The 19,643-nt window shown below is 65.3% G+C and carries 14 protein-coding genes; 9 read left to right on the forward strand and 5 right to left on the reverse strand.

What is annotated here, in order from left to right; translation table 11 throughout:
- Window positions 1–7: 7 nt before the first annotated feature.
- From ACTEK7_RS31350 to ACTEK7_RS31365, 4 genes are read left to right on the forward strand one after another with little or no spacing between them, the layout of a single operon-like run.
- Window positions 8–790, forward strand: coding sequence for a hypothetical protein (locus tag ACTEK7_RS31350; protein WP_109143176.1), 783 nt, complete (start codon window positions 8–10; stop codon window positions 788–790).
- A 10-nt stretch (window positions 791–800) separates the two neighbouring features.
- Complete coding sequence (locus ACTEK7_RS31355) at window positions 801–2,426, forward strand: hypothetical protein (RefSeq protein WP_225148307.1); 1,626 nt, start codon at window positions 801–803, stop codon at window positions 2,424–2,426.
- A gap of 1 nt (window position 2,427) precedes the next feature.
- A complete protein-coding gene (locus ACTEK7_RS31360; protein ID WP_225148308.1) occupies window positions 2,428–3,681 on the forward strand; it encodes an ATP-grasp domain-containing protein in 1,254 nt (417 codons plus the stop codon).
- Complete coding sequence (locus tag ACTEK7_RS31365) at window positions 3,678–5,174, forward strand: pyridoxal phosphate-dependent decarboxylase family protein (protein WP_225148309.1); 1,497 nt, start codon at window positions 3,678–3,680, stop codon at window positions 5,172–5,174. The genes ACTEK7_RS31360 and ACTEK7_RS31365 overlap by 4 nt, the downstream gene beginning before the upstream one ends.
- A 71-nt stretch (window positions 5,175–5,245) precedes the next feature.
- Here the strand turns inward: ACTEK7_RS31365 and flbT are convergent, their stop codons facing one another.
- Window positions 5,246–5,686 carry a flagellar biosynthesis repressor FlbT gene (flbT, locus tag ACTEK7_RS31370; RefSeq protein ID WP_036015664.1) on the reverse strand — a complete coding sequence of 147 codons (441 nt, stop codon included), beginning with the start codon at window positions 5,684–5,686 and terminating at the stop codon, window positions 5,246–5,248.
- A gap of 320 nt (window positions 5,687–6,006) precedes the next feature.
- Between flbT and ACTEK7_RS31375 the strand changes: the two genes are divergently transcribed.
- The 5 genes from ACTEK7_RS31375 (at window position 6,007) to flaF (ending at window position 16,709) form a co-directional block, all read left to right on the forward strand.
- Window positions 6,007–8,286 carry a DUF1522 domain-containing protein gene (locus tag ACTEK7_RS31375; RefSeq protein WP_370130553.1) on the forward strand — a complete coding sequence of 760 codons (2,280 nt, stop codon included), beginning with the start codon at window positions 6,007–6,009 and terminating at the stop codon, window positions 8,284–8,286.
- 359 nt (window positions 8,287–8,645) lie between these two features.
- Window positions 8,646–10,925, forward strand: a complete 2,280-nt coding sequence (locus tag ACTEK7_RS31380) for a DUF1522 domain-containing protein (RefSeq protein WP_370058367.1) — start codon at window positions 8,646–8,648, stop codon at window positions 10,923–10,925.
- Between the two features lie 329 nt (window positions 10,926–11,254).
- Window positions 11,255–13,534, forward strand: coding sequence for a DUF1522 domain-containing protein (locus ACTEK7_RS31385; RefSeq protein ID WP_225147602.1), 2,280 nt, complete (start codon window positions 11,255–11,257; stop codon window positions 13,532–13,534).
- A gap of 220 nt (window positions 13,535–13,754) precedes the next feature.
- Complete coding sequence (locus ACTEK7_RS31390; RefSeq protein WP_036013121.1) at window positions 13,755–16,046, forward strand: DUF1522 domain-containing protein; 2,292 nt, start codon at window positions 13,755–13,757, stop codon at window positions 16,044–16,046.
- 294 nt (window positions 16,047–16,340) lie between these two features.
- A complete protein-coding gene (flaF, locus tag ACTEK7_RS31395) occupies window positions 16,341–16,709 on the forward strand; it encodes a flagellar biosynthesis regulator FlaF (protein ID WP_018642830.1) in 369 nt (122 codons plus the stop codon).
- A gap of 157 nt (window positions 16,710–16,866) precedes the next feature.
- Here flaF and ACTEK7_RS31400 read toward each other — a convergent pair whose 3' ends face one another.
- The 4 genes from ACTEK7_RS31400 to ACTEK7_RS31415 form a co-directional block, all read right to left on the reverse strand.
- Window positions 16,867–17,226: a hypothetical protein gene (locus ACTEK7_RS31400; RefSeq protein ID WP_036027927.1), complete on the reverse strand. Its 360-nt coding sequence runs from the start codon at window positions 17,224–17,226 to the stop codon at window positions 16,867–16,869.
- A 158-nt stretch (window positions 17,227–17,384) separates the two neighbouring features.
- Complete coding sequence (locus ACTEK7_RS31405) at window positions 17,385–17,882, reverse strand: hypothetical protein (RefSeq protein ID WP_036013118.1); 498 nt, start codon at window positions 17,880–17,882, stop codon at window positions 17,385–17,387.
- 11 nt (window positions 17,883–17,893) lie between these two features.
- Window positions 17,894–18,262, reverse strand: coding sequence for a flagellar assembly peptidoglycan hydrolase FlgJ (flgJ, locus tag ACTEK7_RS31410; RefSeq protein ID WP_036013115.1), 369 nt, complete (start codon window positions 18,260–18,262; stop codon window positions 17,894–17,896).
- Entirely contained in the window at window positions 18,262–19,386 is a 1,125-nt protein-coding gene (locus ACTEK7_RS31415) for a flagellar basal body P-ring protein FlgI (protein WP_036027924.1), read from the reverse strand. The genes flgJ and ACTEK7_RS31415 overlap by 1 nt, the downstream gene beginning before the upstream one ends.
- Window positions 19,387–19,643: the final 257 nt, after the last annotated feature.

The following is a 19,643-nucleotide window of genomic DNA, read 5'->3' on the forward strand; positions in this document are numbered from 1 at the left end:
GCGGTTGATGTCGGACAAGATGCAGCTGGTTGTGGCGACGCCTTGCTTCGGCGGGCAGGTGTCGAGCATCTATGCGAGCTCGATCTTCGCGCTGCAGCGGGCCGTGCACGGCATGTCCAATCTTGAGCTCAAGGTGCTCCTGCGCGACGGCGACGCGCTGATCACCCGTGCGCGGGCCAACCTGGCCGCGATGTTCCTGGACGATCCGAAGGCGACGCATTTCCTGTTCATCGATGCCGATATCGGCTTCAAGCCGGAGCAGGTGTTCCGCCTGATCGAATGCGGCGCGGACGTCGTCGCCGGCTGCTATCCGATCAAGCGGGTCAACTGGGACAAGGCCGCGCGGGCGATCCAGTCGGGTCGGGCCGACGTGCCGGCCGCCTCGCTCGACTACGTGCTCGAGATCGAGGATCCCGACCGCATCGTGGTGGTCAACGGATTCACCCGCGTGCGCTATGCCGGCACCGGCTTCCTGATGATCCGGCGTCACGTGCTGGAGGCGATGTGCCGCCACCCCGACTACGCGAACCTCCAGTTCTTCCGCGAGCATTCCCATGATGCGCTGGCGGCGAGCCGGAACCGGTTCGCGCTGTTCGAATGCATGATCGATCCGGCGACCGGCACCTATCTGTCCGAGGACTTCGCCTTCTGCAAGCGCTGGACCGATATCGGCGGCGAGATCTGGGCCGACATCCAGAGCCCGCTCGACCACGTCGGGCCGTCGGTGTTCCATGGCGACATCGCCTCGCAATTCGCAGCTGCGCCTGCGGCGGCCGATGCCGCGGCGTGAGCCTTTCGGGATGAGCGGCGGCCCATCCCCTCGGCCCGAGATGCAACGCGCCGCCGACGGCGGCTCGCGATATCGCCTGCGCAACCTCTTCACGCCGCTCGACACGCTGCTCGTTTCCGGCGGAGATCCGCGCCTGGCGCTCGATCCCACCGGCCGCGCCAACGCCTATGGCTGCCCGGCTTCGCCGGAGCCGGAGGTGTGGAATTTCGCCTCGTCGACCGCGTCGACGATCTCGCAGGCGGCCTATGACCGCGCCGTGCTGGCGCGTGAAGAGCTGATGCACAAGTGCCTGCTCGACGAGGTCGAGCTCGCTTTCGATGCACGCTGCGAGGACATGCGCCACGAGCTGCGCGGTCATCTCCAGCTCTCGCCGCGCGTCGACGTGGTGTTCTCGCCGTCCGGCACGGACTCCCAGCTCCACGCTCTGTTCCTGGCGCGCACGATGCTCGGCGCGCGGCCGGTGACGATCGTGGTCGGCGCCGACCAGACCGGCAGCGGCACGGCCCATACCGCGCGTGGACATCATTTCAGCACCCTGACGGCGAGCGGCTTTGCGGTTCGCAAGGACGCCGCGGTCGCGGGGCTGGCCGGCGCCGGCATCTCGCTGCCGTTGCGCGCGCCGGGGGCCGGGATCGCGATGCGCACGGATGCCGATGAAGCGGTGCTGCATGCGGTCGAGGCCACGATCGCGCAAGGCGCGCCCGTGCTGCTCCAGATCATGGATTCCTCGAAGCTCGGATGGCGTGCGCCGAGCGCGGCCTGCCTCGACGAGATCGCGCGGCGCTGGCCGCGCAAGGTCCAGATCGTCGTCGACGCCTGCCAGGCCCGGCTCGGCCGCCGGCGGCTGCGCTCCTATCTCGACCGCGGCTATATGGTGCTGATCACCGGCTCCAAATTCTTCGGCGGACCTGCCTTCAGCGGTGCACTGCTGGTGCCGAAAGGCCTGTCGCGGTCGCTCGATCGCGTCGAGGGGATCGCATCTGGAATCCTTGATTACGCCGGACGCTGCGATTGGCCGATGGCCTGGACGGTGCTGCGTTCGCGCTTCGAGCGCCGTCCGAATTTCGGTCAATGGCTGCGCTGGGAGGCGGCGCTGACCGAGATCGGCAGCTACTATGGCGTGCCCGGGGCCTTCCGCGCCGGGATGCTCGCCGAACTCGCTGCCGGCATCGACAGCATGATCGCATTGTCGCCGTCGTTGCGCGCTGTTTCGGCCGCGACCCACGCGGCCGGCATCGACGACGAGGAATTCGTGCAGCCGACCATCTTTCCGTTCACGCTGCTGCGCGACGGCAAGCCGGTTTGTGTTGCCGAGACCGCTTCTGTTCATCGCGCGTTGGCGCGTGATGTCAGCCAAGAGATCAACGGCAGCACGGAGGACCGTCAGGTCGCCGCGCAGCGCTGCCTGATTGGCCAGCCGGTGCGGCTGGAGTGGCAGGACGAGACGCCGCAGGCCGTGCTGCGCCTCTGCGTCGGCGCGCGGCTCGTGGCTGAGGCCTGGTCGCCGGACAGGGCGGAGGCGCAGCGCAACGTGCAGCACCTTCTCGACCAGATCGCCCACGTCCTGGTGAAGATCGAGCTGCTGCTCGCCGGTGGCGCAGCGGCCGTGCCGGTAAAGTCCGCGTTCGAGGTGTGAGATGCAGCATCCGGTTTCCCCGCCGATCGGCCTGACCGCGGCGAACTATGCCGACCGCATCGGCTTTGCGCAGCTGACGCGCCGGGCCTTCGAAGGCGGCGATCTGCATCCGTTGCGCGATCAGCTCGTCGCGCGCATCGCGGCGGGGACCGCGCTGGCGGGCGAGGGGCTGGACCTGTCGTTGATCACCCAGCTGCTGGGTGACAAGGATCGGGGGCTTGCGATCCAGTCCGAGGTGCTGGCCTTCCATCAATTGTTCCGAACGCCCAGCGCAGCTCCGAAGTCGGGCCTGCGCCTGCTCGCGCTTGCAGCCGACATCGACATGGGCGGCAACACGCCGATCGATTTCCTGCTCGAAGGCTCCGATGTCGAGCTGTTGACGCTCTATGTGATCAAGGGCATCGGTTTGCCCGAGACCTTGCCGGAGCACGACGTGGCCATCGTGGTCGCGTCCGATTCCGAGGAATGCCGTGAGGCGCTCGCGCTGATCGAAAAGGCCGCGCCGCACTGGCCGCGGCCGCTGCTCAATCGCCCCGATCGCATCGGCAATCTCGATCGAGACAAGCTGTACCGGCTGCTGACCGACGTGCCCGGCCTCGACATTCCCGCGACCATCCACGCAACGCGCGCGCAATTGTCGGACCTCGCGCAGGGGCGGATAGCAAGCGAAGGCATCGCAAGCGAATTGCACTTTCCGATGATCGCGCGGCCGCGCGGCTCGCATGCCGGCGTCGGGCTCGCGAAGCTCGACGATGCGGCGGCTCTGGCGGCCTATCTCGCCGAACGGAAAGAGCAGGACTTCTTCGTCGCACGCTTCGTCGATTATGTGAGCCCCGACGGGCTCTACCGCAAGTATCGCCTCGCCATGGTCGACGGCAAGCCGTACGCGTGCCACATGGCGATCGCCGACCGTTGGGACATCTGGTATCTCAACGCCTACATGGCCTTCAGCGAGGAGAAGCGGGCCGAGGAAGCCGTCTTCATGCGCGACTTCGATCATGCTTTCGGCGAGCGCCACAGAAACGCGATCGAAGAGATGAGCCGGCGCGTCGGCCTCGATTATTTCATCGTCGATTGCGCCGAGAACGCGAACGGCGAGCTTCTTGTGTTCGAGGCCGACAACACCGCCGTCGTGCACAACATGGATTCGCCGGTCGTGTTTCCGTACAAGCCGCCGCAGATGCGCAAGATCTTTTCCGCGTTCACGGCGATGCTGTTGCGGCATGCGAAGACGGGCGCGGAGAGCGCAGCATGAACGAGATCATCCGCAATACGCAAAGCTCCGTCGCGAATACCCCGCTAGATCCGCAGGACTGGAGCGAGTTTCGCGCGCTGGCCCACCGCATGCTGGACGAGACGATCGACGGCATTGCCAACGTTCGGGCGCGCCCCGTCTGGCGGCCGATTCCCGATGACGTGCGCGCGGCCTTCAGGGCGGACGTGCCGCGCGAGGCGAGCGACCTCGCGGAGGTCTATCGCGAATTCTCCGAGCATGTTGCGCCCTATGCGACCGGCAACGTCCATCCCGGCTTCATGGGCTGGGTGCATGGCGGCGGCACCGCCGTCGGCATGCTCGCAGAGATGCTCGCCGCCGGCCTCAACGCCAATCTCGGCGGACGCGACCACATGCCGATCGAGGTGGAGCGCCAGATCGTCGAGTGGATGCGCCGCCTGTTCCTCTTTCCCGAGAGCGCGAGCGGCATCTTCGTCACCGGCACGTCGATGGCCAATCTGATGGCCGTGCTGGTGGCGCGCACCACCGCGCTCGGCACGCTGGCGCGGCAGCACGGCATCGGCAATGATGGTGCGCTGCTCACGGCCTATACGTCGCAGGCAGCGCATGGCTGCATCTCGAGGGCGATGGACATTGCCGGGCTCGGCACCGATGCGCTGCGCAAGATCGCCGTCGATGCCGATCATCGCATCGACGTTGCCGCATTGCGCGCACAGATTGCCGTCGATCGCGATGTCGGCTTCAAGCCTTTCCTGGTGGTCGCATCCGCCGGCACGGTCGATATCGGGGCGATCGACGACCTCAGGGCGATCGCTGCGTTGTGCCGCGAGGAAGGAATCTGGTTTCACGTCGACGGCGCTTTCGGTGCGCTCGCAATCCTGTCGCCGGAGCTTGCGCCGCTGCTCGGCGGCATCGAGCTTGCGGATTCAATCGCACTCGACTTCCACAAATGGGGGCAGGTGCCGTATGACGCTGGCTTCCTGCTGGTGCGCGACGGCGAGCAGCATCGGCAGGCCTTCGCGCAGCCGGCGGCCTATCTGAGCCGCGAGGCGAGGGGGCTTGCGGCGGGCGCGGTCTGGCCCTGCGATCTCGGCCCCGATCTGTCGCGCGGCTTTCGTGCGCTGAAGACGTGGTTCACGCTGAAGACGTTCGGCACCGACCGGCTGGGCCGGGCAATCGCACGAAGCTGCGCGCTCGCCAAATACCTGGAGGCGCGTGTGCTGGCCGAACCGCGGCTGGAATTGCTGGCACCGGTCAATCTCAACATCGTCTGCTTCCGCTATCGCAGCGGCGATGCGGTCAATCGCGAGATCGTCGCCGACGTCCAGGAGTCCGGCATCGCCGCGCCATCGAGCACGACACTGGACGGAAAGTTCGCGATCCGCGCCGCGATCGTCAATCACCGCACCGAGGAGGCGGACATCGATGCGCTGGTCGCAGCCGTGCTGCAGTTCGGTGGACAGCGGAGCGGCGGAGTGATCGAAGTCGACGCGCCACCGCTCGTAGCGCAATAACTGACGAACGTCTGAAACGACAACGGCCCCGGAGGCGATCCGGGGCCGTTGTCGGTGCTGCGAACGGTGTATCAGGCGGCGGTGCTGACGTCGTCCTTGTCGGCTGCCGCCTTGGGATGAGTGGCCTCGAACTGGTTGCGCAGCTTCTCCTCATAGGCGATCAGCTTGCGGGCTTCCTTCAGCGCTCGGTAGAGGTCGCCGTTCAAGATGTTGTTGTTGATGCCTTCGATGATCGGCCAGGAGCTCGGCACCGCGGTGACGATGTCCCGCACCAGGTTGAAATAGGTGCCGTGCTGGGTCTGCGGATCCGGGGAGATGTACATGAGCTGGACCGCCAGATAGACGAGCTTGGCGGGTGTGTCGGCGGTCTCCGGCGTGAGGATGTCGCGCTCGCGCAGGATCGGCACGTTCTCGCCATCGATCAGGAGGCGGGCCCGCTGGTCCGTGTTGGTGATCACGGAATTGCCGACGATGATGCGTTCGTGCGGTTTGAGCTCGACCTTGAGGGCCATTCCTGTTCTCCATCAACGCTTTCGTAACCGAGCGTTCGTTGCGGCCTATCAGGACGTGATTCTCGCTCGCAACTAGTTAACGAGCTGTAAATTTGAGCCATGCCCGCCAAAAAGCTCAATGCTTTCAAGGACAGGATTGGCGCGGTGGTGCTGCTAGGCGCGTCGCTTCCGAGGCCGAATCACGTGTGACCGGGCAAAAGCGCGGGTTTCATTTCATGTTTCGTTAGAGGTCTCGGCGGCACGGTCCGCCGTCGCTGGGTCCATCGCGATCCAAGCAGACGTGTAACAGTAGCGTCGTTTACCAGAAAGGTAACAGAGTCATGTCAGGCATCGTCCTCTCCGCATCGGTTCGTCAGAACCTGCTCTCCCTCCAGTCCACCGCTGATCTTCTCGCCACCACCCAGAACCGTCTGTCGACCGGCAAGAGCGTCAACTCGGCCCTGGACAATCCCACCAACTTCTTCACGGCCCAGTCGCTCGACAACCGCGCCAGCGACATCAACAACCTGCTCGACGGCATCGCCAACGGCGTGCAGGTGCTGCAGGCTGCCAACACCGGCATCACCTCGCTGCAGAAGCTGATCGACTCTGCGAAGTCGATCGCCAACCAGGCGCTGCAGACCACGGTCGGCTATTCCACCAAGTCCAACGTCTCCGCCACCATCTCCGGTGCGACGGCGGCCGACCTGCGTGGCACGACCTCCTACGCCAGCGCGACGGCGAACAGCAACGTCGTGTATAGCGGTGCGGCCGGCGGCACCACCGCGGCGACCGGCACGACCACGCTCGGCGCCACCATCGGCGTCTTCGCCAGCACGGGCGCAACGGCCGGCGACGGCACCACGGCGCTGACCGGCACGATGACCCTGATCGCCACCAACGGCACGACCGCGACCGGCCTCGCCGGCAACGCCCAGCCTGCCGACGGCGACACGCTGACCGTGAACGGCAAGACCATCACCTTCCGCAGCGGCTCGGCTCCGGGTGCGACCGGCGTTCCGACCGGCTCGGGCGTCAGCGGCAATATCGTCACCGACGGCAACGGCAACAGCACCGTCTATCTCGGCACCAACGGCACGCCGGCAGCGACCGTCAACGACCTGTTGAGCGCGATCGATCTCGCCAGCGGCGTCAAGACGGTCTCGATCACCTCGGGTGCGGCGACGATCGCCACGAGCAACGGCCAGACCGCTTCGACCGTCGCTGCGGGCGCTGTCACGCTGAGGAGCTCGACAGGTGCGGATCTGAGCGTCACCGGCAAGGCCGACCTGCTCAAGGCTCTCGCCCTGACCACGTCGGTGGGCGGCGGCAACGCCACCGTCAACGTCAACCGGACCACCAGCGCGGCCTCGCTGGGTGCGACGATCACGGACGGGTCGACGTTGAACGTCAACGGTAAAGTCATCACCTTCAAGAATGCGCCGATCCCGGGCTCGACCGGTGCGCCGAGCATTCCGACCGGCTATGGTGCGAACGGTAACGTCCTCACCGACGGCGCCGGCAACTCGACCGTCTATCTGCAGGGCGGCACGCTCAACGACGTCTTGAAGGCGATCGACCTTGCCACCGGCGTGCAGACCGCGACCATCAGCGCCGCCGGCGCTGCCACGCTTGCGACGGCCTCCGGCCAGACCAACTCGTCGATCAACGCCTCGGGCCAGCTGAAGCTGTCCACTGGCGTCAATGCCGACCTGTCGATCACCGGCACGGGCAACGCGCTGAACGCGCTCGGCCTTGCCGGCAACACCGGAACGGCGACCGCCTTCACCGCGGCGCGCACCTCCGGCATCGGCGGCATCAGCGGCAAGACCTTGACCTTCACCTCCTTCAACGGCGGCACGGCGGTCAACGTCACCTTCGGCGACGGCACCAACGGCACGGTCAAGACGCTCGATCAGCTCAACACCAAGCTGCAGGCCAACAACCTGTCGGCGACGATCGACGCCAACGGCCTGCTGACGATCTCGACCACCAACGACTACGCGTCCTCGACCATCGGTTCGAGCGCCGCGGGTGGTGCGATCGGCGGCACGCTGACCTCGTCGCTGACGTTCTCGACGGCTTCCAGCCCCGTCCAGGACGTCGTCGCGCAGACCTCGCGTGCCAACCTGGTGTCTCAGTTCAACAACATCCTGAACCAGATCGACACGACCGCGCAGGACTCCTCGTTCAACGGCGTCAACCTCTTGAACGGCGACCAGCTCAAGCTGGTGTTCGACGAGACCGGCAAGTCGAACCTCAGCATCACCGGCGTGACCTACAACTCCAAGGGTCTGGGCCTCGCCTCGCTGACCAGCGGTGTCGACTTCATCGATAACGCTGCCACCAACAAGGTGCTGACCAACCTCAACGCCGCCTCGAGCACGCTGCGCTCGCAGGCCTCGAGCCTCGGCTCGAATCTCTCGGTGGTGCAGGTCCGTCAGGACTTCAACAAGAGCCTGATCAACGTGCTGCAGACCGGTTCGTCCAACCTGACCCTGGCCGACACCAATGTTGAGGCGGCCAACAGCCAGGCGCTGTCGACCCGCCAGTCGATCGCGGTCTCCGCGCTGTCGCTGGCCAACCAGTCGCAGCAGAGCGTGCTGCAGCTGCTCCGCTAAGTCGCGGACGATATCGCAAGCAAGATCCGGCGGCGGGGCTTCGGCCCCGCCGCTTTCTTTTTGGGCCGGCGTGCGAGTGCTGCCCGGCAAGGTCGCAGCGGTGCATTCGATGCAGCCAATTGCTCACTCTCAGTTATGGTTGACAAGTCGCAAATGCCTCATCGGTGCACGGAAAAGCACCGTCCTATCATGACGATATGGGTGAGAACGCTGAGGCTCCGGATGCGCACATGGTGAATCGGTGGAGGGCCTGGCGCGACTCGCTTCATGCTTTGTTAGCCCACAACGTTCACCGTCCCGGCCATCGATTAATCCTAATCGAAGTTTTGTTGCGTTGCGTACCAGAAGGGTAACACTCAATGTCCGGTATCGTTCTCTCCGCGTCGGTTCGCCAGAACCTGCTCTCCCTCCAGTCCACCGCCGATCTTCTCGCCACCACCCAGAGCCGTCTGTCGACCGGCAAGAGCGTCAACTCGGCCCTGGACAATCCCACCAACTTCTTCACGGCCCAGTCGCTCGACAACCGCGCCAGCGACATCAACAACCTGCTCGACGGCATCGCCAACGGCGTGCAGGTGCTGCAGGCTGCCAACACCGGCATCACCTCGCTGCAGAAGCTGATCGACTCTGCGAAGTCGATCGCCAACCAGGCGCTGCAGACCACGGTCGGCTACTCCACCAAGTCCAACGTCTCGACCACCATCTCCGGTGCGACGGCGGCCGACCTGCGCGGCACGACCTCCTACGCCAGCGCGACGGCGAACAGCAACGTCGTGTATAGCGGTGCGGCCGGCGGCACCACCGCGGCGACCGGCACAACCACGCTCGGCGCCACCATCGGCGTCTTCGCCAGCACGGGCGCAACGGCCGGCGACGGCACCACGGCGCTGACCGGCACGATGACCCTGATCGCCACCAACGGCACGACCGCGACCGGCCTCGCCGGCAACGCCCAGCCTGCCGACGGCGACACGCTGACCGTGAACGGCAAGACCATCACCTTCCGCAGCGGCTCGGCTCCGGGTGCGACCGGCGTTCCGACCGGCTCGGGCGTCAGCGGCAATATCGTCACCGACGGCAATGGCAACAGCACCGTCTATCTCGGCACCAACGGCACGCCGGCAGCGACCGTCAACGACCTGTTGAGCGCGATCGATCTCGCCAGCGGCGTCAAGACGGTCTCGATCACCTCGGGTGCGGCGACGATCGCCACGAGCAACGGCCAGACCGCTTCGACCGTCGCTGCGGGCGCTGTCACGCTGAGGAGCTCGACAGGTGCGGATCTGAGCGTCACCGGCAAGGCCGACCTGCTCAAGGCTCTCGCCCTGACCACGTCGGTGGGCGGCGGCAACGCCACCGTCAACGTCAACCGGACCACCAGCGCGGCCTCGCTGGGTGCGACGATCACCGACGGGTCGACGTTGAACGTCAACGGTAAAGTCATCACCTTCAAGAATGCGCCGATCCCGGGCTCGACCGGTGCGCCGAGCATTCCGACCGGCTATGGTGCGAACGGTAACGTCCTCACCGACGGCGCCGGCAACTCGACCGTCTATCTGCAGGGCGGCACGCTCAACGACGTCTTGAAGGCGATCGACCTTGCCACCGGCGTGCAGACCGCGACCATCAGCGCCGCCGGCGCTGCCACGCTTGCGACGGCCTCCGGCCAGACCAACTCGTCGATCAACGCCTCGGGCCAGCTGAAGCTGTCCACTGGCGTCAATGCCGACCTGTCGATCACCGGCACGGGCAACGCGCTGAACGCGCTCGGCCTTGCCGGCAACACCGGAACGGCGACCGCCTTCACCGCGGCGCGCACCTCCGGCATCGGCGGCATCAGCGGCAAGACCTTGACCTTCACCTCCTTCAACAGCGGCACGGCGGTCAACGTCACCTTCGGCGACGGCACCAACGGCACGGTCAAGACGCTCGATCAGCTCAACACCAAGCTGCAGGCCAACAACCTGTCGGCGACGATCGACGCCAACGGGCTGCTGACGATCTCGACCACCAACGACTACGCGTCCTCGACCATCGGTTCGAGCGCCGCGGGTGGTGCGATCGGCGGCACGCTGACCTCGTCGCTGACGTTCTCGACGGCTTCCAGCCCCGTCGCGGATACGGTTGCCCAGACCTCGCGTGCGAACCTGGTGTCTCAGTTCAACAACATCCTGAACCAGATCGACTCGACCGCGCAGGACTCCTCGTTCAACGGCGTCAACCTCTTGAACGGCGACCAGCTCAAGCTGGTGTTCGACGAGACTGCAAAGTCGAGCCTCAGCATCACCGGCGTGACCTACAATTCCAAGGGTCTGGGCCTCGCCTCGCTGACCAGCGGTGTCGACTTCATCGATAACGCTGCCACCAACAAGGTGCTGACCAACCTCAACGCCGCCTCGAGCACGCTCCGCTCGCAGGCCTCGAGCCTCGGCTCGAACCTGACGATTGTGCAGGTCCGTCAGGACTTCAACAAGAACCTGATCAACGTGCTGCAGACCGGCTCGTCCAACCTCACCTTGGCCGACACCAACGTCGAGGCGGCCAACAGCCAGGCGCTGTCGACCCGACAGTCGATCGCGGTCTCCGCGCTGTCGCTGGCCAACCAGTCGCAGCAGAGCGTGCTGCAGCTGCTCCGCTAAGTCGCGGACGACATCGCAAGACGATTACGGCGGCGGGGCTTCGGCCCCGCCGCTTTCTTTTGGCGCACTGTTCGGAGATTTCGAGAGAGCAGGCGCCGCTCGAAAAAGTAACCAGCGGTTATGGTTAATGGATCGTAGTCGCCAGGAATTGCCAATGATTTCAGATGGATTGCGCGCCGTGCGCGCACGGTCCGCCCGCTTATGGTGAACCGGCGCTTATGCGGGCTTCATGCGTTTCACCCTTTGTTAGCCATGTCACGGCACGCTGGCCCCGTCACTCGATCCGGAAGCGATCGAACGAAGACGCGTAAGCCAGAAGGGTAAGAGTCATGTCCGGTATTGTTCTCTCTGCGTCGGTTCGTCAGAACCTCCTGTCTCTCCAGTCCACCGCCGATCTTCTCGCCACCACACAGAACCGTCTGTCGACCGGCAAGAGCGTCAACTCGGCCCTGGACAATCCCACCAACTTCTTCACGGCCCAGTCGCTCGACAACCGCGCCAGCGACATCAACAACCTGCTCGACGGCATCGCCAACGGCGTGCAGGTGCTGCAGGCTGCCAACACCGGCCTGACCTCGCTGCAGAAGCTGATCGACAGCGCCAAGTCGATTGCCAACCAGGCGCTGCAGACCACGGTCGGCTATTCCACCAAGTCGAACGTTTCGACCACGATCGCCGGTGCGACGGCGGCGGACCTGCGCGGCACGACTTCGTTCGCCAGCGCGACGGCGAGCAGCAACGTGCTGTATAACGGCACCGCCGGCGGCACCACGGCGGCGAACGGCACCAGCACGCTCGGCGCCACCATCGGCGTCTTCGCCAGCACGGGCGCAACGGCCGGTGACGGCACCACGGCGCTGGGCGGCACCATGACCCTGATCGCCACCAACGGCACGACCGCGACCGGCCTCGCCGGCAACGCCCAGCCTGCCGACGGCGACACGCTGACCGTGAACGGCAAGACCATCACCTTCCGCAGCGGCTCGGCTCCGGGCGCGTCCTCCGTTCCGGCCGGCTCGGGCGTCAGCGGCAACATCGTCACCGACGGCAACGGCAACAGCACCGTCTATCTCGGCACCGCCGGCACTCCGGCCGCGACCGTCAACGACCTGTTGAGCGCGATCGATCTCGCCAGCGGCGTCAAGACGGTCTCGATCACCTCGGGTGCGGCGACGATCGCCACGAGCAACGGCCAGACCGCTTCGACCGTCGCTGCGGGCGCCGTCACGCTGAGGAGCTCGACAGGCGCGGATCTGAGCGTCACCGGCAAGGCCGACCTGCTCAAGGCTCTCGCCCTGACGACGTCGACAGGTGCAGGCAATGCCACTGTCAACGTCAACCGGACCACGAGCGCGGCCTCGCTGGGTGCGACGATCACCGACGGTTCGACGCTGAACGTCAACGGTCACGTCATCACCTTCAAGAACGCGCCGGTTCCGGGCTCGACCGGTGCTCCCAGCGTTCCGAGCGGCTTCGGTGTCAACGGCAACGTCGTCACCGACGGCAACGGCAACTCGACCGTCTATCTGCAGGCCGGTACGGTCAACGACGTGCTGAAGGCGATCGACCTCGCCACCGGCGTGCAGACCGCGACCATCAGCGCCGCCGGCGTTGCCACGCTTGCGACGGCCACCGGCCAGTCCAACTCGACGATCAATACGTCCGGTCAGCTCAAGATCTCGACCGGCGTCAACGCTGATCTGTCGATCACCGGCACCGGCAATGCGCTGAACGTGTTCGGCCTCGCCGGCAACACCGGTAATGCGACCGCGTTCACCGCGGCACGCACCTCCGGTATCGGCGGCATCGCCGGCAAGACCCTGACCTTCACCTCCTTCAACGGCGGGACGGCGGTCAACGTCACCTTCGGCGACGGCACCAACGGCACGGTCAAGACGCTCGATCAGCTCAACACCAAGCTGCAGGCCAACAATCTGGCTGCGACGATCGACGCCAACGGCCTGCTGACGATCACCGCGTCCAACGACTATGCATCCTCGACGCTGGGTTCGACGGCTGCCGGCGGTGCGATCGGCGGCACGCTCACCTCGGCCCTGACCTTCTCGACCGCTTCCACGCCCGTCCAGGATGGCGTTGCCCAGACGGCGCGTGCCAATCTGGTGACTCAGTTCAACAATATCCTCAACCAGATCGACACCACCGCGCAGGACTCCTCGTTCAACGGCGTCAACCTCTTGAACGGCGACCAGCTCAAGCTGGTGTTCGACGAGACCGCCAAGTCGAGCCTGAACATCACGGGCGTGACCTACAATTCCAAGGGTCTCGGCCTCGCCTCGCTGACGGTCGGCGTCGACTTCATCGACAACGCCGCCGCCAACCGGGTGCTGACCAACCTCAACGCCGCCTCGAGCACGCTCCGCTCGCAGGCCTCGAGCCTCGGCTCGAACCTCTCGGTGGTGCAGATCCGTCAGGACTTCAACAAGAACCTGATCAACGTGTTGCAGACCGGCTCGTCCAACCTCACCCTGGCCGACACCAACGTCGAGGCGGCCAACAGCCAGGCACTGTCGACCCGGCAGTCGATCGCGGTCTCGGCGCTGTCGCTGGCCAACACGTCGCAGCAGAGCGTGCTGCAGCTGCTCCGCTAACAAGCGGCTGAAATCACTGACTAAAATCGAGCGGCGGGGCCTTGGCTCCGCCGCTTTTTCTTTGCGTCCGGGGGCGGGCAGGGGCGTTCATCGGCGGTTAACCCTATCCCTTAAACCGCCGTTAACCATACTTTAAAGGACACCTCCTAAAACTGGACAAAAGGCCGGCTTTCCAGTCCGCGCGGCCGATTCGTATCCGGTTCAAGAGGAAGACTCGCCAATGTCCAACATCGTTCTCTCGGCGTCAGTTCGCCAGAACCTGTTGTCGCTGCAGTCGACGGCCGACTTGCTGGCCACGACGCAGGAGCGGCTGTCGACCGGCAAGAAGGTCAACACGGCGCTCGACAATCCCACCAACTTCTTCACGGCCCAGGGGCTGGACAACCGGGCGAGCGACATCAGCAACCTGCTCGACGGCATCAATAACGGCGTCCAGGTGTTGCAGGCCGCCAACACAGGCATCACCTCGCTGCAGAAACTGATCGACAGCGCCAAGTCGATCGCCAACCAGGCGCTGCAGACCACGGTCGGCTATTCCACCAAGTCGAACGTCTCCACCACGATTCCCGGCGCGACGCCCGCCGACCTGCGCGGCACGACCTCCTATGCCAGTGCGACCGCGAAGAGCAACGTGCTCTATACCGGCGCGGCCGGCGGTGTGACCCCGGTCACGGGAACCGCCGCACTCGGCGCCTCGCTCGGTTCGAGCGCCGGCACCTTCACAGGTACGGCCGCGCTCGCGGCCGACGGCACCACCGCGCTGTCCGGCACGGCGACGCTGGTCGGCACCACGGCATCGACCACCTTCGGCACGCCGCCCGCGGACGGCGACACCATCACGGTGAACGGCAAGACCATCACCTTCCGCACCGGCGTTGCTCCGAGCGCCCAGCCGACCGGCTGGGGCCTCGACGCCAGCGGGCACATCGCCACCGATGGCAACGGCAATTCGATCATTTATCAGGGAACGGCGGCGGCGCCCCTAGCGACCGTCAACGACGTCCTCACCGCCATCGACCTCGCCAGCGGCGTCAAGACCGCAACCATCAGCGCAGGCGCGGCGACCGTCGCCGTCAGCGGTGCGGCGGGTCCCGTCGGCACGCTTCAGGTCGCATCCTCCATCACGGCGGGCGCGGTTACGTTGAAGAGCTCGACCGGCGCCGATCTGAGCGTGACGGGCAAGGCCGACTTCCTCAAAGCACTCGGCCTGACGTCCGCGACCGGCGCGGGCAACGCGAACGTGACCGCGAACCGCTCGACGACCGCGGGTTCGCTCGGCACCCTGGTCCAGGACGGCTCGACGCTGAACATCGGCGGCAAGACCATCACCTTCAAGAACGCGCAGACGCCGCAATCGACAGCGAGCGTGGCCACCGGCTATGGTGTCAGCGGCAACGTCGTCACAGACGGCAACGGTAACTCGACGGTCTACATCCAGAGCGCGACGCTGACCGATCTGCTTAACGCGGTCGACCTCGCCACCGGCGTCAAGACCGCCAGCATCTTCAACGGCGCGGCAACCATCTCGACCACCGCGGGCCAGATCCCGTCGTCGGTCAACAGCAGCGGTCAGCTTGCGCTCTCGACCGGCATCAATGCCGACCTGTCGATCACCGGCACCGGCAATGCGCTCAGCGCCTTCGGCCTCAGCGGCAACACGGGAACGGCGACGGCCTTTACCGCGGCGCGCACTTCGGGCGTCGGCGGCATCAGCGGCAAGACCCTGACCTTCACCTCCTTCAACGGCGGCACGCCTGTCAACGTCACCTTCGGCGACGGCACCAACGGCACCGTCAAGACGCTTGACCAACTCAACGCGCAGCTTCAGGCCAATCACCTGACGGCCACGATCGATGCCAACGGCGTGCTCACGGTGACCACAGTCAATGAATACGCCTCTTCGACGCTCGGCTCGACGATCGCCGGCGGCGCGGTCGGCGGCACGATCACCGGCGTTCTCGCCTTCACCACCGCGCAGCCGCCGGTCCAGGATCCCGTGGCGCAGACCGCGCGCTCCAACCTGGTCAACCAGTTCAACAACATTCTGGCCCAGATCGACACGACCTCGCAGGACTCCTCCTTCAACGGCGTCAACCTGCTCAATGGCGACACGCTGAAGCTGGTCTTCAACGAGACCGGCAGCTCCACGCTGAGCATCAACGGCGTGGTGTTCAATGCGGCGGGCCTCGGTCTCAGCAATCTCGTCAACGGCGTCGATTTCATCGACAACGGTGCCACCAACAGGGTGCTGGCCAGCCTGAACGCAGCCTCGAGCACGTTGCGTTCGCAAGGCTCCACGCTCGGTTCGAACCTGTCGATCGTGCAGGTGCGTCAGGACTTCTCCAAGAACCTGATCAACGTGCTGCAGACCGGCTCAGCCAACCTGACGCTTGCCGACACCAATGAGGAAGCGGCGAACAGCCAGGCGCTGTCGACGCGCCAGTCGATCGCGGTCTCCGCGCTGTCGCTGGCCAACCAGTCGCAACAGAGCGTGCTGCAACTGCTCCGCTAATTCCGCAGCGCAACTTCGCTATTCGAGATTACGCGGCGGAGCTGATGCTCCGCCGTTCTTTTGAGGAAGATCGCTAAGACGAGATTAGCCGAGATCGACGCGGATCACGCCAGGCGAGTTTACATCGTGCGTGCGTAGATCTAGCGTTGCGCTGACGAAGGACTCCGTGCCCCGTAATTCTGCGGAGTACTTCCAAGCACGATACGTAAGCAAATCTTAAGCGGTGCTGCCTAGGGTTGGGAAAGAAATCCTTAAGCGCGTACAACGCGCTAGGTAACCTCCAGGGTGTGATTGATGTCGAATTCCGCTGCCTCGGCTTATGCGCGTGTTGCAACCACCACCGCATCTCCTCGCGACATCGAGGCGCAGACTCTGCTCAAGGCCGCCAACAAGCTCCAGGACGCGGTGAACAACGCCGATCCGCTCAGCGAGCAGACCATGCAGGCCCTGATGTTCAACCGCAAGCTCTGGACCATCTTCCTGAGCGAGGCGATGCGCGACAGCAATCCGCAGCCGATCGACGTCCGGCAGAAGATCGCCAACATCAGCGTGTTCGTGTTGAGCCAGACCGCCGCGCTGCAGATGAGCCCGCAGTTCGATCACTTCCGTCCGCTGATCGAGATCAACCGCAATATCGCGGCAGGGCTGTCCGGACGGCCGTGACGGAATTCGTGATGGTCGCATCACGAGCACATCGGCGAAACTCGCAATTTAGGCAGGAGCTGATCGCGGCCAGTGGTCTTGCCTCGGCACGCGAACTCCGCGCTGACCGATGACGGCCAGACGCAGAGCAGAAACATCGGCATCGATCGCGTGATCGTTAGGCGCTGAGATCCGTGCTGAGCGGACGCGAGGGCTCGGACTTCATGTCCAGTGCGTGGAAATAGGCACGCCGGCGGAGCATCGCCTCGTCAGGGAACTGGTTCACCACCGTGTCGGTCTTGTCGTTGACGACCTGAAAGACGAACGACGCGGCCGCCTGGTCGAACACGACCTGGCGCGAGATGTTCTCGTGGTTCGGCAAATCATTGCGCACCGGCGCGCTCGTATCGCTCGCGGCGACCGTTTGCCTCACCGGAAGATCAGTTTGCACAGCCTCGTTCGCCGCCGAATTCGACGTCGGTACAATCTGCACGGGGGCCGGGATCCCCACCGGCCTGATGCTGAAATCTGTACTCATGGCAGCCTCCTGGTTGCCTTACGTGAGTCAAATCCCAACCCCTCTAATCACGCAAGCATGGAACACCAGGACTGAACACCCGGTAAGGAAACGTGCCTAACCGCGCGACGCCATCGCCGCGCGGTTTTTCCTAAAATTGTCGGTTGTTCTCGTGCTGCTCAGAGCGAGCGGCTGACCGCAAGCGGCGTGATATGGCGCGGACCTGGCGCTGCGCTGCGCCCGGCGGCGGTATAGGTGTTCGGCACGTTGCGCTTCTGGATCTCGGCGTTGACGCCGCGCACGACGCTTTCGGAAACCGCGTGCGCGGTCGCGAGCACGGTGAGATTGACCTGGAGCATCGCGCGGAACGCATCGTGGTGGCGATGCAGCGTCGAGAGGAGCTCCGGCGCGGACTTCGCGAGCTGGTCCTGGTTTGCCTTCAGCTGGCCGACTGCGCTGACGTAGCTGCGCGACAATTCCTGCTTCTTGCCCTCGAGCGTCATCGCCTCGCGGACCTTGCCGGCGCGGACGAGCTCTGTCTCGCGCTCGATCAATCCGAGCAGGGCGCTCATCGCGTCCATTAGGCCTTCGGCGAGCTTGCGCGCCTCGCTGCTGACGGGCGCGCTGCCCGGGCGCTGGGCCTGCATCGGCTGACGTGAGGCGTTGAAATGGTTCATCTCGTTTGACCTTATGCCGTGCGGATCGTTTTCGCCTGCTGCAGGATGAGGGTACGGTAGACGTCGCTGGCGATGCCGACGCCGCCGGCCTGGGCGAAGTTCTTGGAATATTGCTCGGTCAGCATCGAGCGCCATACGCCGGTGCCGGGCGTGTCGCCGAACGGGCCTTCGCCTTTCAGGCCCGAGGTCATCTGCGCGAACATGCTGTTGAGGAACATTGCCTCGAAGTCGGTGGCGGTCTTCTGGGCCTTGGCCTGTTGCTGCGGCGAGACCTTTTGCAGCGCGGCGGCGAGCTCGAAGTCCGGCCGGCCGTTCCGGCTCTCGACCGAGAAGGCCGAACTGGTGGCGAGGCGCGGGGTGTTGATAGCGCTGGTCTGCATCACATCACCTCGATGTCGGCTTCGATGGCGCCGGCGGCCTTGATCGCCTGGAGGATGCTGATCATGTCGCGGGGGCCGATGCCGAGGCCGTTGAGGCCGTCGACGAGCTGCTGGAGCGAGACGCCGTCCTTGACGAGCGCCAGCTTCTTGCCGTCCTCGGTGACGGTGACGCTGCTGCGCGGCGCGACCACGGTGCGGCCGCGTGACAGCGGATTGGGCTGGCTCACTTGCGGGCTCTCGGAGATGGTGACCGTGAGGTTGCCCTGCGCCACCGCGACGGTGGCGACGCGGACGTCGCGGCCCATCACGATGATGCCGCTGCGTTCGTCGATGACGATCTTGGCGGCGAGATCAGGGTCGACCTGGAGCTGCTCGATCTCGGTGAGGAAAGCGACGACGTTGCCCTTGAACTCGGGCGGGATCGACAGCTGCACCGTCGAGGGATCGATCGGCTCGGCGGTCTTGACGCCGAGATAGTCGTTGATTGCGGCCGCGATGCGCTTGGCGGTGGTGAAGTCGGGGTTGCGCAGCGCCAGGCGGACGTTCGGCAGCCGGTTGAGCGCGAACTCGATCTCGCGCTCGATGATGGCGCCGTTGGCGATGCGTCCCACCGTCGGCACGCCGCGCACGATCTTGGCGGCCTCGCCCTCGGCCTGGAAGCCGGAGATCGCGAGCGAGCCCTGCGCCACCGCATAGACGTTGCCGTCGGCGCCGAGCAGGGGGGTGACCAGCAGGGTGCCGCCCTGGAGGTTCTTGGCGTCGCCGAGCGCGGACACCGTGACGTCCATGCGCGTGCCCTGAGTGGCGAAGGCCGGCAGGTTGCCCGTGACCATGACGGCGGCGACGTTGCCGGTGCGGATGGTGGCGCCGCGGATGTTGACGCCCATGCGCTCGAGCATCGCCTGCAGCGACTGCTTGGTGAAGGGGATGTTGTTGAGCGTGTCGCCGGTGCCGTTGAGGCCGACGACGAGGCCATAACCGATGAGCTGGTTCTGCCGCACGCCCTCGATATTGGCGAGGTCCTTGATGCGCGAGGTCGCCGCCGCCGAGGTGACCGACAGCGCCAGCGCCGACAGCGCGGCGCAGGCCAACCCAACAATCCTCACCCAACGAACGCCTGGCATCTCTGCTCCCCAAGGCCCCTAGAAAAGGCTCCTCAAATCGGACAGGACTTGCACGACACTCCCATGACGAGCTGGTCCGGCGCTTTCCTTGCGAGCGCTGTGCCAACGCCTGGTGGCGAGCTAGGTGGCTGAATAGCTTGAATAAATCTGTTGCGTCCGCTGTCAGCACTCGTTCGCCCTGGGGAGCGAAACTGCCGCCTGTCGGCAGATTTTGCCGGGCCGTTTACGCACCGTTAACCATAAGACAGCGAAGGTGA

The sequence above is a fragment of the Bradyrhizobium sp. JHI2711 genome (genome assembly GCF_056156565.1).